Here is a 12,959-nt window from a genome sequence, read left to right as displayed (position 1 = left end):
GATTGAGCTCCTCGGCGCAACCGCAATCCTGACGGCGAACTGCTCCCTGAAAGGGGAGTGCCGGTGGAGGAGAGGAATGCGCCGAATAAGTAAGTTCCCGTCGGGCCCCGGTGAGGGGTAAGCGGACGAGGGGAGGTCGGTACGCGAACGTCCCGGTGCCTGTTACCCTCTGATAAAATCCGCTGCGACAACATCAACGTCCAACGAGAATGCCTGTGCCATAGACCTCAACGGTCCGATGAAATTGCCCTTGGGTAAGGGCGAGTGGTGGAAACCCACCTTGACTGTTCCGGCCACCGCCGGTTTACGCGATCTAGTCGGCTAGGAAAAAGCAGCGCGACGGCGGATGAAGGCCCGGTTCGGCGCCAAGTCCCGAAGGAATGGCTGCCTGCTCTAAGCGATTCTATCCCGTCTATTCTTTTTCCCTGATTTTGCTTTTATGGCGGATATATCACAATGGCAAGGGAAAAGCCCGGAGCGTCATAATCTTGATGGATTTGCAGGCTGTGTGCATCGCTTTGGCGGTGCAGCCCTTTTGCAAGCTTTGGTTAACTATATGGGGGCATCTATTGAGCTTGTTCTGCGCTGCATCGCGCGGTTTCCACGCGTTTGATTCGAACGGACTGCCAGTGGTGATGCTACGCCTCCTGACCAAAAAGATCCCCCACGCCGCCGCTGCGATGGTCGCCCTGTTGTGCCTTTCTGTGACGGCGCCGGCCCATGCCGTTTCCGCTCCGGCTGGACCGCTCCTCGTCTTCGGTGCGCGCATTGCCGGCGACGACGCGCGCACGCGCCTCGTCATCGATTTCGACCGCAAGCCGGAATTCAAGGTCCACTACGTCGCCAATCCCTACCGGGTCCTGATCGACCTGCCGGAGACCGCGTTCGGCATCAAGGCGGATGAACTGGAGGCGCGCGGCATCTTCTCCGACATTCGATATGGCACGATGGCCGCAGGCCGCTCGCGCATCGTGCTGACGGCGTCGCGTCCCATCGGCGTGGTTCTTGCCGAGGTACAGGAAGAGCAGGGGGCTGCGAGCTATCGCCTCGTGATCGATACGGCCATCGTCACGGACCAGGCTTTCCAGGACCAGGTGGAAAAGCAAAGCTGGCAGGAGGCCGCTGCTCCGACGGGTGGCGAGACGCCGGTCATGCTGCCGGGGAGCCGGGTGGACGGGCCTTTCGTCATCGCGGTCGATGCCGGCCATGGCGGCATCGACAATGGCGCTCGCGGCGGCGTTACGAAGACGGAGGAAAAGAATGTCACGCTCGCCTTCGCCCGCCAGCTCGCCGAGGCGCTGAACAAGCTGCCCGGCACGCGCGCCATCCTGACCCGCGACAAAGACGAATTCCTCTCGCTCTCGCAACGCGTGCAGCTTGCCCGAAACGAAGGCGCGAACCTCCTTATCTCCATCCACGCCGATACGCTGAAGCAGAAGGACATTCGCGGCGCGACGGTCTACACGATCTCCGACAAGGCGTCGGACAGCCTGGCGGCCAATCTTGCCGAGCGCGAAAACCTCTCCGACCAGATTGCGGGCATCTCCTTTTCGGACGAGCCGGCGGAAGTTGCCGATATCCTGCTCGACCTGACGCGCCGTGAGACGCAGGCCTTTTCCATCAACCTAGCCCGGAGCGTCGTGAGCACCTTCAAAAACGAAGTGCTGCTGATCAACAATCCGCATCGCCATGCGGGCTTTCGCGTGCTGACCGCGCCGGACGTGCCGTCGGTCCTGCTCGAACTCGGCTTCATGTCGAACAAGGACGACGAGCAGCTGCTGATCGATCCGGCCTGGCAGAAAAAGGTTGCCGGTCTCGTGGCCAAGGCCGTGGAAGAATATCGCATCACCATCGTGGCCAATGGCGGTTAAGCCTGTCCGGCGAAGCCTGAGGCGCTTGGGCTGCGAACATGCTAATGTCGCCTGTGCTGGAAAAGTGACATTGGCCGCCATTGTGCGGTAGCGAAGCCGTTAGGCATGCTGTAAGCCCTATTTTCCTCACATTCCGATCGCTAGAGGGGATCGAGAAAATGGGGCGACTCGTCTTCGGAAGGGCAGGGCGCAACGGTCGAACCAGCCGGGGCGGCTCAGGCCGGGTAGCAGGTCTGCTCGATGAAATTATAAGCATAAGGCATCGGTAACTGGCTCATGATCAGACTGATTGGATATTTCTTCGGGATTGGCGCCGTGTTCTTCCTCGGCGTGGCGGCTGTGGTCGCCCTCTATCTCGGAAGTGTCACCAAGGATCTTCCCGATTATGAGGTGTTGAACAGCTATGCGCCACCGGTGACGACGCGCATGCATGCCGGCAACGGCGCGCTGATGGCCGAATATGCCCGCGAACGCCGTCTCTATCTGCCGATCCAGGCCATTCCCGATCGCGTGAAGGCTGCCTTCCTGTCGGCGGAAGACAAGAATTTCTACCAGCACCCCGGCGTCGACGTGACGGGCCTGTTCCGCGCCATCGTGGTCAACCTGCAGAATATGGGCTCGGGCCGCCGTCCGGTCGGCGCATCGACGATCACGCAGCAGGTCGCCAAGAACTTCCTGCTCTCCTCCGACCAGACGATCGACCGCAAGGTGAAGGAGGCCATTCTCTCCTTCCGCATCGAGCAGGCCTATTCGAAGGATCGCATTCTTGAGCTTTACCTCAACGAGATCTTCTTCGGCCTCAACTCCTACGGTATTGCCGGCGCCGCGCTCACCTATTTCGACAAATCCGTCACCGAGCTGACGATAGCCGAGACCGCCTATCTCGCCGCGCTCCCGAAAGGCCCGTCGAACTACCATCCCTTCCGCCGTGCGGAAGCTGCCATAGAGCGTCGCAACTGGGTCATCGACCGCATGGTCGAGAACGGTTACGTCACCCAGGGCGACGGCGCGGAAGCCAAGACCCAGCCGCTCGGCGTGACGCCGCGCCACCGCGGCACCTATCTCTTCGCGTCGGACTATTTTTCCGAGGAGGTTCGCCGGCAGATCATCGAGCGCTACGGCGACAACGCGCTTTATGAGGGCGGCCTTTCCGTCCGCACCTCGCTCGATCCCCGCATCCAGGTTGCTGCGCGCAAGACGCTTCAGCACGGTCTGCTGACCTATGACGAGCGCCGCGGCTTCCACGGCCCGATCAAGACCATCGAGATCGGCGGCGACTGGGGTGTGGAGCTCGCCAAGGTCGGCGTGCTTTCCGACGTGCCGGAGTGGAAGCTCGCCGCCGTGCTGGCGGTCGATGACGGCGGGGCCGATATCGGGCTCCAGCCGCGCAAGGAAGCGTCCGGCAAGGTCGTCGAGGAACGGGTCACCGGCCGCATCGAGGCCAAGAACATGAGCTGGGCCTATCGTTCGGCCAAGGGTGACCGCAAGACGGCCAAGTCGCCGGCGGGCGTCTTCAATGTCGGCGACGTCGTCTATGTCGAACCGATGGAAGGCGGCACCTATCGCCTGCGCCAGCCGCCGAAGGTGCAGGGTGGACTCGTCGCCATGGACCCGCATACGGGCCGCGTGCTCGCCATGGTCGGAGGCTTTTCCTATGGCCAGTCGGAGTTCAACCGCGCGACGCAGGCGATGCGCCAGCCTGGTTCCTCCTTCAAGCCTTTCGTCTACGCAGCAGCGCTCGACAACGGCTATACACCCGCCTCGGTGATCATGGATGCGCCGTTCGAGATGGTCGCCGGCGGCCAAGTCTGGCGCCCGCAGAACTACGGCGGCGGTGCGGCCGGCCCCTCGACCCTTCGTCTGGGTATCGAGCGTTCGCGCAACCTGATGACCGTGCGCCTTGCCAACGACATGGGCATGAACCTCGTCGCCGAATATGCCGAGCGCTTCGGCATCTACGACAAGATGTATCCGGTGCTGTCCATGTCGCTCGGCTCCGGCGAGACGACCGTGCTGCGCATGGTCTCGGCCTATGCGGTGCTCGCCAATGGCGGCAAGCAGATCAAGCCCTCGCTGATCGACCGTATCCAGGATCGCTACGGCAAGACGATCTTCCGCCACGAAGAGCGCACCTGCGAGAACTGCAACGCCAACGATTGGGAAAACCAGGAAGAGCCGACGCTGGTCGACAATCGCGAGCAGGTTCTCGACCCGATGACCGCCTACCAGATCACCTCGATGATGGAAGGCGTCGTCACCCGCGGCACGGCTGCCGGCAAGGTCAAGCTCGACCGTCCGACGGCCGGCAAGACCGGTACGACCAACGACGAGAAGGACGCCTGGTTCGTCGGCTATACGCCCGATCTGGTCGCCGGCCTTTACATCGGCTTCGATACCCCGGCGCCCCTTGGCCGTGGTGCGACCGGTGGCTCGCTCGCAGCACCGCTCTTCAACGAGTTCATGCAGGCGGCGCTCGAAGGCACCCGCCCGACGAAGTTCATCGTGCCGGAGGGCATGCAGTTCATTGCCGTCAACCGGAAGACGGGCATGCAGGCCTATGAGGGTGAACCGGACACGATCATGGAAGCCTTCAAACCCGGCACGGGCCCGGCTGACGTCTTCTCTGTTATCGGCGGCGATGAGTTTGCGACGCCGGAGGAGATCCTGAAGAGTTCGCCGCAGGCGAACCAGGCTGTGAGCGGCGGCAGCGGCGGCCTGTTCTGATCGAGCCGGATGCTTTTTGAGGGCGGGCGCGGGCTTTACATCCGCGCCCGCCCTCTCTATTTCGGGGCCAACGAAACAGCATCGAAGAAAACGGACATGCGCGCGGAAATCGAGAGTATCATCGACGAGACCAAGCAGGCCATAAGCCTGCTGAGGAGGCATCTTTGACTGGGATCAGGCGCTGAGACGACTGGACTGGTTGAACAACAAGGCAGAGGATCCCACCCTCTGGAACGACGCCCAGGAAGCCCAGAAGCTGATGCGCGAGCGCCAGCAGCTGGATGAGGCGATCAATGGCGTGAAGGCCATCGAGCAGCAGCTCAACGACAATATCGAACTCATCGAGCTCGGTGAGGAAGAGGGCGATGAATCCATCGTCAAGGAAGCCGAAGAGGCCCTGAGGGGCGTCAAGGCCGAGGCCGCGCGCAAGCAGGTCGAGGCCATGCTCTCCGGCGAGGCGGATTCAAACGATACCTATCTCGAAGTCCATTCCGGCGCCGGCGGTACGGAAAGCCAGGACTGGGCGAACATGCTGCTGCGCATGTACACCCGCTGGTCGGAGAAATCCGGCTACAAGGTGGAACTGCTGGAAATCCACGATGGCGAAGAGGCGGGCATCAAGTCCGCTACGCTGCTCGTCAAGGGCCACAATGCCTATGGCTGGCTGAAGACGGAATCCGGTGTGCACCGGCTCGTCCGCATCTCGCCCTATGACAGCAATGCGCGCCGCCACACGTCGTTCTCGTCGGTCTGGGTCTATCCCGTCGTCGATGATTCGATCAGCATCGAGGTCAATGAGAGCGACTGCCGTATCGACACCTACCGGTCGTCGGGCGCCGGCGGCCAGCACGTCAACACGACCGATTCGGCCGTGCGCATCACGCATATCCCGACCGGCATCGTCGTTGCCTGCCAGCAGGAGCGCTCGCAGCACAAGAACCGCGCCAAGGCATGGGACATGTTGCGTGCGCGCCTCTACGAGGCGGAGTTGAAGAAGCGTGAGGACGCGGCCAATGCCGAAGCCTCATCGAAGACGGATATCGGCTGGGGCCACCAGATCCGCTCCTACGTCCTGCAGCCCTACCAGCTGGTCAAGGACATGCGCACCGGGGTCGAAAGCACGGCGCCGTCCGACGTTCTCGACGGCGATCTCAACGAGTTCATGGAAGCCGCGCTCGCTCACCGCGTCAATGGCGGCGCCGATGCGGTCGTGGACGACCTGAACTGAGGCTGACGAAGATACAAGGCAAACGGGCGCTTCGGCGCCCGTTTTCAGTTTGTCGCCCGCTCGACCTTGATGTCGCCGAGGTCGTTTATCAGGACCGTCCAGCTATCGGGCTCCGCGGCCTTTGGGTCGGTCTTCAGGTAGACTGTGGCAAAGAGGCCGGGCTGGGTGGTGATCCCGGTCGAATTTTCCGGGCGGATATCCGTGACGTAGGGCTTCATCGCGGAAAACTCTTCCAGCACGGCGGAGGAGACGATCTTCGGGCCATCCGCCGTCGCCTCGATCTGCTGGAGATGGATCTGCGCCGTACCGTCCGGCTGGCGCAAGGCGATCAGCTTGTAGTAGCCGCGGCGTGTGGCGGCGGTCTGGTCTGCACCGGCCGTTTTCGGCTTGGCGGCAGCTACGGCATTTCCGTCCGCCTCGTTCTCGGCCGCTTCCTCCCAGAAGCCTGTGCTCACCACGAAGGTGATTGCTTCCGGGACAGGCGATGCATCCTGTGCAGCGGCCGGGCCACCGGCGAGGAGGAGGAAGGCGAGGGCGCTGGCAAGCATATGCCGTTTCATGGCGAACTCCTGTCCAGATGGGATCGCGGCATCAATAATCGAACTGTTCGGCAAGAATCCGGTCGGACCAGGAATGATCCGGATCTGAAAGGATACGGGCCGACTGGCCGACCGATTCGGCGATGCGCACCGATGTGACGGACTTGACCTCGGTGTTGTCGGCGACTGCATTGACTGGCCGCTTTTCCGCTTCCAGTACCTCTATCTCCACCGTCACCTTGTTCGGCAGGAGCGCGCCGCGCCAGCGGCGGGGGCGGAACGGGCTGACCGGCGTGAGCGCCAGCAGCGGGGCTTCCAGCGGCAGGATGGGGCCGTGGGCGGAAAGGTTGTAAGCGGTGGAGCCGGCCGGCGTTGCCAAAAGCAGGCCGTCGCAGATCAGCTCTTCCAGCCGCATGCGCCCGTCGATGCTGACCCGCAGTTTTGCCGCCTGGTAGGACTGGCGGAAAAGGTACACTTCGTTGATCGCGAGCGCCCGCCGTTCCTGGCCGCTCGCATCGCTGGTCACCATTTCCAGCGGCCGGAAGGCGTTTTCCACCGCATGCTCGATCCGCGCCTCGAGATCCTTGGTCTCGTAGCGGTTCATCAGGAAGCCGATGGAGCCGCGGTTCATCCCGTAGACGCGCTTGCCGGTATTCATCGTCGTGTGCAGCGTCTGGAGCATGAAGCCGTCGCCGCCGAGCGCGACGATCACATCGGCCTCTTCCGGATCGGCATTGCCATAGATGGCGATCAACTCGTCGCGCGCTTCCTGCGCTTCGCTCGCCTGCGAGGCGACGAAGGAGAGGGAGGTGAAATTACGCATCATGCCCTGATCCGCATCCTCGCTGCAAAGACGTGCCCGTTGCGGGCCGGTCTTTGTCGCACGCCCTTACGGTACGCGCATCTGAAAAATATGAAAATGACAGCTGATCGCTGGAAGCCTTCGGCCGGGTGCTCAGGGCTTGCGGCCGCTCGCCTGCGCTTCGAGGCCCTTGAGCGCGGCCTGTCCGGCGACGGCTGCCTGCAGGGAGCTGGCGAAGGGGCCCTTCACCGGATAGGTGACGCCGCGATAGGTCAGCGCGAAGAAATAATGCCCTCTGCGGTCCTTCTCCACCGTGACCTTCGAAACCGGTTGCCCGTTTGCCGCTTCCTTGTCTGTCGTCACGTCCGTTCCTCCGCAAGAGTGCCATGCGCTGCAGCCAGCCTCGTTGCCGGTAAGCCGGCGGGAGACAGATGAGGTGCCGCTAGGCACCGCTACGCTACAAAGGCCTATAGGACAGTCGGCGAGGAACGGCAATGCGCCCGTGTGCCGGCGCTCCTGCCGTCTCGCCCCGTGCGCGGCGCGCCGGGATCACTGGAGGCGCAGCTCCAGCTGCTTCTTGCTCTTCAGGACATAGAGCGGCTTGGCCACCGCTGCGGCCTTGCGCTGAAGTTCAAGCCGGTTCTGCATCTGCCGCTCACGCAGGGACCGGCAGGCTTCCAGAAGGGCAGTTCCACGTTCCAGGGCATCGTTCTGCATCGTCGCATCCTCCGAATGTTCTCTTTATGTTCCGTTTTGCGCGAAACGTCAAGACACGCCTGGAACGCGCGGAAACGGAGGGTCCAGACCTGGATCAGGTGGTGTTGCGGAGGAGCGTTTGCGGGAGGGAGCAGGGGGTCAGCAACGCCGGAGAACGTGCCCGTGACGACAGCAGGTTGCGTGACGCAAACTGCGCTATTTGAGGCCGAGAAAAAATTGAAGTTCAACGGGTGGAAGCCAATTTATGGCTTCGTTTAAACCACTTGAGACAAGTGGATGGTGCCCCCAGCACGACTCGAACGCGCGACCCCCTGATTACAAATCAGGTGCTCTACCAACTGAGCTATAAGGGCACTGGCGTGGGAATTAGCATATTCTCCGCCGCTGTAAAGCGAAAAGAGGCGCTTCAGATCGACCAGTTGCTGTCGAAGCCGCCTTTTGGGTCGATTTCCTGGCAATGCTGCATCGAGCGGGGCAGGTTTTCGGCGAGATGGTCGATGAGGGCGCGCACGGCCGGCAGCATGCCGTGGCGCGAGGTGAAGACGGCGTGCACGGCTGATTCCGCGCTCGACCAGTCCGGCAGGACCGGTGTCAGCAGGCCGCTGCGAAAGCCCCGCTCGACGATCATGTCGGGCAGGAGGCCGACGCCGATCCCCTCGATGGTCGCCCGCTCCAGCACGCTGAAATCCGAGCAGGTGAGCACCGGCGTATGGGAAATGTCATGCACGTCGCCATTCGCGTTGTAGAGCGACCAGATGGCGCGCGGATTGTTCTCCTCCATGGAGAGCGTCGGCACGCCGCCGATCGTGTCGAAGTCGATAGGCCCGTGGCGGTCGAGAAAGGCGGGGCTTGCCGCAAGGTAGCGTCGCGTGCCGCCGAAGCGGCGCACGATCAGCGACTGGTCGGTGTCGTAGCTGTCGCGCACGCGCAGGGCGACATCGATTCGCTCCTCGATGAGATCGACCGGCCGGCCGGTAGTGAGGATGGAAACGCGCACCAGCGGGTAGCGCTTCATGAAGCCGGGCAGGACATTGGCCACCACCGGCCCGAAGCCGGGCGGCATCGACATGCGCACGGTGCCTGCCGGCTCCGCCTTGGCGACGGCGACGACGGCTTCCGCCGCTTCCACGCCGGAAAGCACCGCCTCGCAGCGCTCATAGAAGGACTGGCCGATATCGGTGATGGAGAGTTTTCTGGTCGAGCGCTCGATGAGGCGCACGCCGAGCCGTTCCTCCAGCGCGGCGATCCGCTTGCTGATCTTCGATTTCGGCACGGAGAGCGCATTGGCTGCTGCGGTGAAGCCCTTGTGCCGCACGACGGCGGCGTAGAGCGCGAGATCGTTCAGGTCCTGCATGGTGTCTCTCCGGTGGATGTCTGATTATTGTTTCATATTTGAAACGGTAAATTGGATTTTTGCCGTCTAATCATGCGATTGTTTTCAGAACATATGTGTTGCACCCAATCAAACAAAGGTGCTGACCCATGAACGTTCTCCATATCGACTCCGGCATTCTCGGTGACCATTCCGTATCCCGCCGCCTTACCGCGGCCGTCGTCGCCCAGATCAAGGCAGAACAGCCGGGCGCTACTGTGACCTATCGCGACCTCGTCGCAAGCCCGCTGCCGCATCTTTCCGGCGCCCACCTGATGGCGGCCAATGCCAAGCCGGAAGAAATCGACGCCCGGATCGCCGCGGAAGTCGCCGAGGGCCAAGCCGTCCTCGAAGAATTCCTTGCCGCCGACACCGTCATCCTCGGCGCGCCCATGTACAATTTCTCCCTGCCGAGCCAGCTCAAGGCATGGATCGACCGCGTCGCTGTAGCCGGCAAGACGTTCCGCTATACGGCTGAAGGCCCCGAGGGCCTTGCCAAGGGCAAGAAGGTCATCATCGTCTCCACCCGCGGCGGTCATTACAGCAGCGGCCCGGCGGCGGCCATGGAACACCAGGAAAGCTACCTGAAGGTCGTGCTCGGCTTCTTCGGCATCACGGATGTGGAAGTGGTGCGCGCCGAGGGGCTGAACCTCAGCCCCGATTCGAAGATCGAAGCGATCTCGGAAGCCGAGCGCGCCATTTCGGGCCGCGCGAACCTGCGGCTCGTCGGCTGACGACCGTTCTCGCGAACGCAAAGGCCCGCCGGCGCAAACCGGCGGGCCTTTGCGTTTTCCGTGCCGGGTTGTTCAGCCGAACAGATGCCGGTGCGTGGCGTAAAGCGCGATGGCGGCCGCGTTCGACACGTTGAGCGACTTGATGGCGCCGGGCATGTCGAGACGGGCGAGGGCCTTGCAGGTGGCGCGCGTCTTCTGCCGCAGGCCCTTGCCCTCCGCGCCCATGACGAGCGCGATGCGCTGACCCGAGAGCGTGCCTTCCAGCGGTGCGGGCCCTTCCGAATCAAGGCCGATCGTCAGGAAGCCGAGCTTGTGCAGTTCTTCCAGCGCATCGGACAGGTTGGTGATCTGGATATAGGGAATGAGTTCCAGCGCGCCGGAGGCCGTCTTGGCGAGCACGCCCGATTCGGTTGGCGAATGGCGCTGCGTCGTGATGACGGCGCCGGCATTGAAGGCGACGGCCGAGCGCATGACCGCGCCGACATTGTGCGGGTCGGTCACATGGTCGAGCACGAGGAGCAGGGGGCTGTCCTTCAGCGCTTCCAGCCGGCGTACCGGCAGCGGGCGCGTTTCCAGCATCACGCCCTGGTGGATCGCGTCGGCCCCGAGCACTTTGTCGAGGTCGGAGGGCAGCACGGTCTCTACCGGATAGGGCAGTGTGGAGAAATCCGGCAGTTCCAGCCGCTGGGCGGCATTCTGGCTCACCGAAAGCTTGATGATCTTCCGCTCGGGATTGTCGAGCGCCGCGCGCACGGTGTGCAAGCCGTAGAGATAGACCTGATCGGGGGCGAGGGCAGGCGGCTTCCAGCCGTCTGCCGGCTTGCGGCGGCGGTCGTCCCTGGGTGTCGGAATCTCGCCGCGTTCGCGCCGCTGGTCGCGGTGGGCGCGGCGAAGGTTGGCGTAATGGGTGTCTTTTGCGGACTTGCCGCCGGTGTCATCTTTGCTCATGCGGCCATATAAAGCATGTCGTGCAAAAGTGTGCAGTGGATTTGCGATAAAGACAGGTGAAAATCATCGCTGTGCGCATGGACAACCAGTCCCGCGGACTGCGGCATGCTGCCGGTCGCTCGCCGGCCGGCGCAGAATCCCCGGCATGCGAACGGCATATGGGGACGATGACATTTTTCGTAATTTTTTCCGTGACGTCGTGTTGACAGGATCAATTGCGCCCGTCATATACGCCGCCAGATCGAGGGCGCAGCCGAAAGGCACTGCCCGCCGGTCGCATGATCCCGACGGAATATGGAGGGATGCCCGAGTGGTTAAAGGGGACGGACTGTAAATCCGTTGGCTCAGCCTACGTTGGTTCAAATCCAACTCCCTCCACCATTCCGTTGCTTCGGATCATGACCCCCGCGGGTATAGCTCAATGGTAGAGCAGCAGCCTTCCAAGCTGAATACGCGGGTTCGATTCCCGCTACCCGCTCCAACATTTTCAATGATTTATGAAATCGGCGTGCCATTCGTGTCGCTTGCGCTTTCCAGCGCGCGGTCCGGAACTCTTCCCGCTTGCCTTGAGGTCATCGCCAACACCTGAATGAGAATCAGGGGCTGGATTTCGGCGTTGGGCGGTCACCTGGATTTTCGTGCCATCGCCATGAGCGTCCAGCCCCAGCCACGGCGCTCCAGAAAGTCACGCCAGCGATCACCGATGACGCCGCGCAGGGCGTTGTTCACTCGTTGGCCGGTCAGCAGGCGACGCAGGCCCTTGTGGGCGACCGGACTGGCGGAAACAAGGCGCTCGACGTGGAACCGGCTCTGCAGCAGCGTTTGAAGCTCTTCCCGATCGACCCAATTGCGCAACTGGCCCGGGCGGGGTGGGGGGATGTGGCAGCGTTCCGCAAGAACGGTTCTATTCTGGGTGGCGATCAACAGGACCCCGCCGGGTTTCAATAGCCGGGCGATCTGCGAAATGAAGGCTTGCTGGTCGGCGATATGCGAGAGCACTTCCAGGCTCACCACCACGTCATAGGCTTCCGCCTTGAGAGGCAACGCGGCAAAGTCGCCCGCGATGAACTCGATTTGCGGCCAGCGTACCTGCGCGCGCCGCAGCACGTCGTCTGAAAGGTCGGTGCCTGTCACCTGGCCGAAGCGGGTGAGGAGCGGGCACAGCCATCCGGTGCCGCAGCCGACTTCGATGATGGCCAGATCGTTGCGGTTGATCTGGCCCAGCCACTCGAGAATGATCTCGGCCTGCCGACGCGAGATCTCGCCGACACTCGCCTCTCGATTTTCGGCGTTCCAGGCATTCCAGAAGGTGCGCTGGCTCTCTATCGTTTCCATGCTGTCAGCATGAGGTGGTCGCGGGCGCGTGCGCCACTTGTCCTTTTGACACTGCGCCCTGCAACAATGGTGGTAAGGCGCGTTGAATGGTTTAAGCGCGCGCTGAATAGGATGGTTGACTGCTGGCATTCGGTTTCTCCAGCCGAAAGGCAGCATCATTGTTCTTTCGTGTTCGTGTTCCGCCAGAGGCGGAATGATCCGGGAAAGGAAGAGAGTCAAAGTGACGCGCGTCGAGATTCGACACGCGCGTTTGGAAGTGGTAGTGACGCGCCGGCTTGTAGTGATGGATGGCTCTGGAAGCTTTCGAAGCTGAATACACGGGTTCGATTTCCGCCACCCGCTCCATTCCCGTCTTCATGCAAAGAATCAGTCTACTGCCGTAACGCTTTGCCTTGAAAAAATGATTCTTTATCACGATATGCGGACGATCTGGCTTGCCTCAGCTCGTTTCCGGCATGTTTTGCTGCGTATTTAAGGCTTGCGCATTCGTTGCGAAAGCCTTAAACGCCTGCCAAACCGGAAGGGCCGGTTAGCCCAACTTTCGATCAGTAGGAAAGAAGACATGGCAAAGAGCAAGTTTGAGCGCAACAAGCCTCACGTAAACATCGGCACGATCGGCCACGTTGACCATGGCAAGACGTCGACGACGGCTGCGATCACGAAGTATTTCGGCGAGTTCAAGGCGTACG

At 62.2% G+C, this 12,959-nt stretch carries 12 protein-coding genes and 3 tRNA genes; 7 read left to right on the top strand and 8 right to left on the bottom strand.

All coding sequences use genetic code 11. From position 1 onward, the window contains the following. The first annotated feature begins 635 nt into the window (after positions 1-635). The 3 genes from WA950_RS16065 (at position 636) to prfB (ending at position 5,823) form a co-directional block, all read left to right on the top strand. Positions 636-1,871 carry an N-acetylmuramoyl-L-alanine amidase gene (locus tag WA950_RS16065; protein WP_424552969.1) on the top strand — a complete coding sequence of 412 codons (1,236 nt, stop codon included), beginning with the start codon at positions 636-638 and terminating at the stop codon, positions 1,869-1,871. A gap of 276 nt (positions 1,872-2,147) precedes the next feature. Further along, positions 2,148-4,595, top strand: a complete 2,448-nt coding sequence (locus tag WA950_RS16060; RefSeq protein WP_424552722.1) for a penicillin-binding protein 1A — start codon at positions 2,148-2,150, stop codon at positions 4,593-4,595. Between the two features lie 96 nt (positions 4,596-4,691). Then, positions 4,692-5,823 (top strand): peptide chain release factor 2 gene (gene prfB / locus WA950_RS16055; protein ID WP_424552721.1). Its coding sequence is split into 2 segments (ribosomal slippage): positions 4,692-4,760 and positions 4,762-5,823, totalling 1,131 coding nucleotides; the frame shifts between segments, so codons are not numbered across the junction. Positions 5,824-5,867: 44 nt separating this feature from the next. Here prfB and WA950_RS16050 read toward each other — a convergent pair. From WA950_RS16050 to WA950_RS16025, 6 genes are all read right to left on the bottom strand, one after another. Further along, on the bottom strand, positions 5,868-6,383 hold the full coding sequence (locus WA950_RS16050) for a hypothetical protein (RefSeq protein WP_424552720.1): 516 nt from the start codon (positions 6,381-6,383) through the stop codon (positions 5,868-5,870). A 31-nt stretch (positions 6,384-6,414) separates the two neighbouring features. After that, positions 6,415-7,188, bottom strand: coding sequence for an NAD kinase (locus tag WA950_RS16045; protein WP_424552719.1), 774 nt, complete (start codon positions 7,186-7,188; stop codon positions 6,415-6,417). 129 nt (positions 7,189-7,317) lie between these two features. Beyond that, positions 7,318-7,527: a hypothetical protein gene (locus WA950_RS16040; RefSeq protein ID WP_424552718.1), complete on the bottom strand. Its 210-nt coding sequence runs from the start codon at positions 7,525-7,527 to the stop codon at positions 7,318-7,320. Positions 7,528-7,713: 186 nt separating this feature from the next. After that, positions 7,714-7,881 (bottom strand): hypothetical protein, encoded by a 168-nt coding sequence (locus WA950_RS16035; protein WP_424552717.1) that lies wholly within the window; start codon positions 7,879-7,881, stop codon positions 7,714-7,716. 277 nt (positions 7,882-8,158) lie between these two features. Continuing rightward, positions 8,159-8,234, bottom strand: a tRNA-Thr gene (locus WA950_RS16030). Positions 8,235-8,287: 53 nt separating this feature from the next. Continuing rightward, on the bottom strand, positions 8,288-9,235 hold the full coding sequence (locus WA950_RS16025; protein ID WP_424552716.1) for a LysR family transcriptional regulator: 948 nt from the start codon (positions 9,233-9,235) through the stop codon (positions 8,288-8,290). Between the two features lie 128 nt (positions 9,236-9,363). Here WA950_RS16025 and WA950_RS16020 point away from each other — a divergent pair, with 128 nt between their 5' ends. Next, positions 9,364-9,987: an FMN-dependent NADH-azoreductase gene (locus WA950_RS16020; protein WP_424552715.1), complete on the top strand. Its 624-nt coding sequence runs from the start codon at positions 9,364-9,366 to the stop codon at positions 9,985-9,987. Positions 9,988-10,059: 72 nt separating this feature from the next. Here the strand turns inward: WA950_RS16020 and rlmB are convergent, their stop codons facing one another. Then, positions 10,060-10,935: a 23S rRNA (guanosine(2251)-2'-O)-methyltransferase RlmB gene (gene rlmB / locus WA950_RS16015; protein ID WP_424552714.1), complete on the bottom strand. Its 876-nt coding sequence runs from the start codon at positions 10,933-10,935 to the stop codon at positions 10,060-10,062. 296 nt (positions 10,936-11,231) lie between these two features. Between rlmB and WA950_RS16010 the strand changes: the two genes are divergently transcribed. Together WA950_RS16010 and WA950_RS16005 are read left to right on the top strand one after the other, a co-directional pair. After that, positions 11,232-11,316 (top strand) — tRNA-Tyr (locus WA950_RS16010). A 26-nt stretch (positions 11,317-11,342) separates the two neighbouring features. Further along, a tRNA-Gly gene (locus tag WA950_RS16005) sits at positions 11,343-11,416 on the top strand. A 143-nt stretch (positions 11,417-11,559) separates the two neighbouring features. Here WA950_RS16005 and WA950_RS16000 read toward each other — a convergent pair. Continuing rightward, entirely contained in the window at positions 11,560-12,429 is an 870-nt protein-coding gene (locus tag WA950_RS16000; protein ID WP_424552713.1) for a class I SAM-dependent methyltransferase, read from the bottom strand. Between the two features lie 403 nt (positions 12,430-12,832). On the opposite strand from WA950_RS16000, the gene WA950_RS15995 reads away from it, so the two are divergent. Continuing rightward, positions 12,833-12,959 (top strand): GTP-binding protein (locus WA950_RS15995; RefSeq protein ID WP_424552968.1); only part of this gene is annotated, 127 nt, incomplete at its 3' end.

Origin of the sequence: Shinella sp., assembly GCF_049651085.1 — a bacterium.
Taxonomy (GTDB): domain Bacteria; phylum Pseudomonadota; class Alphaproteobacteria; order Rhizobiales; family Rhizobiaceae; genus Shinella.
Note: the sequence above shows the minus strand (reverse complement) of the source record. Positions and strands in the feature narration are given on the sequence as shown.

Bases quoted from the DNA above. Each gene is read 5' to 3' on its own strand.
- WA950_RS16065 (WP_424552969.1), top strand. From the start codon at position 636: ATGCTACGCCTCCTGACCAAAAAGATCCCCCACGCCGCCGCTGCGATG.
- WA950_RS16060 (WP_424552722.1), top strand. From the start codon at position 2,148: ATGATCAGACTGATTGGATATTTCTTCGGGATTGGCGCCGTGTTCTTC.
- WA950_RS16050 (WP_424552720.1), bottom strand. From the start codon at position 6,383: ATGAAACGGCATATGCTTGCCAGCGCCCTCGCCTTCCTCCTCCTCGCC.
- WA950_RS16045 (WP_424552719.1), bottom strand. From the start codon at position 7,188: ATGATGCGTAATTTCACCTCCCTCTCCTTCGTCGCCTCGCAGGCGAGC.
- WA950_RS16035 (WP_424552717.1), bottom strand. From the start codon at position 7,881: ATGCAGAACGATGCCCTGGAACGTGGAACTGCCCTTCTGGAAGCCTGC.
- WA950_RS16025 (WP_424552716.1), bottom strand. From the start codon at position 9,235: ATGCAGGACCTGAACGATCTCGCGCTCTACGCCGCCGTCGTGCGGCAC.
- WA950_RS16020 (WP_424552715.1), top strand. From the start codon at position 9,364: ATGAACGTTCTCCATATCGACTCCGGCATTCTCGGTGACCATTCCGTA.
- rlmB (WP_424552714.1), bottom strand. From the start codon at position 10,935: ATGAGCAAAGATGACACCGGCGGCAAGTCCGCAAAAGACACCCATTAC.
- WA950_RS16000 (WP_424552713.1), bottom strand. From the start codon at position 12,429: ATGATGCTGCCTTTCGGCTGGAGAAACCGAATGCCAGCAGTCAACCAT.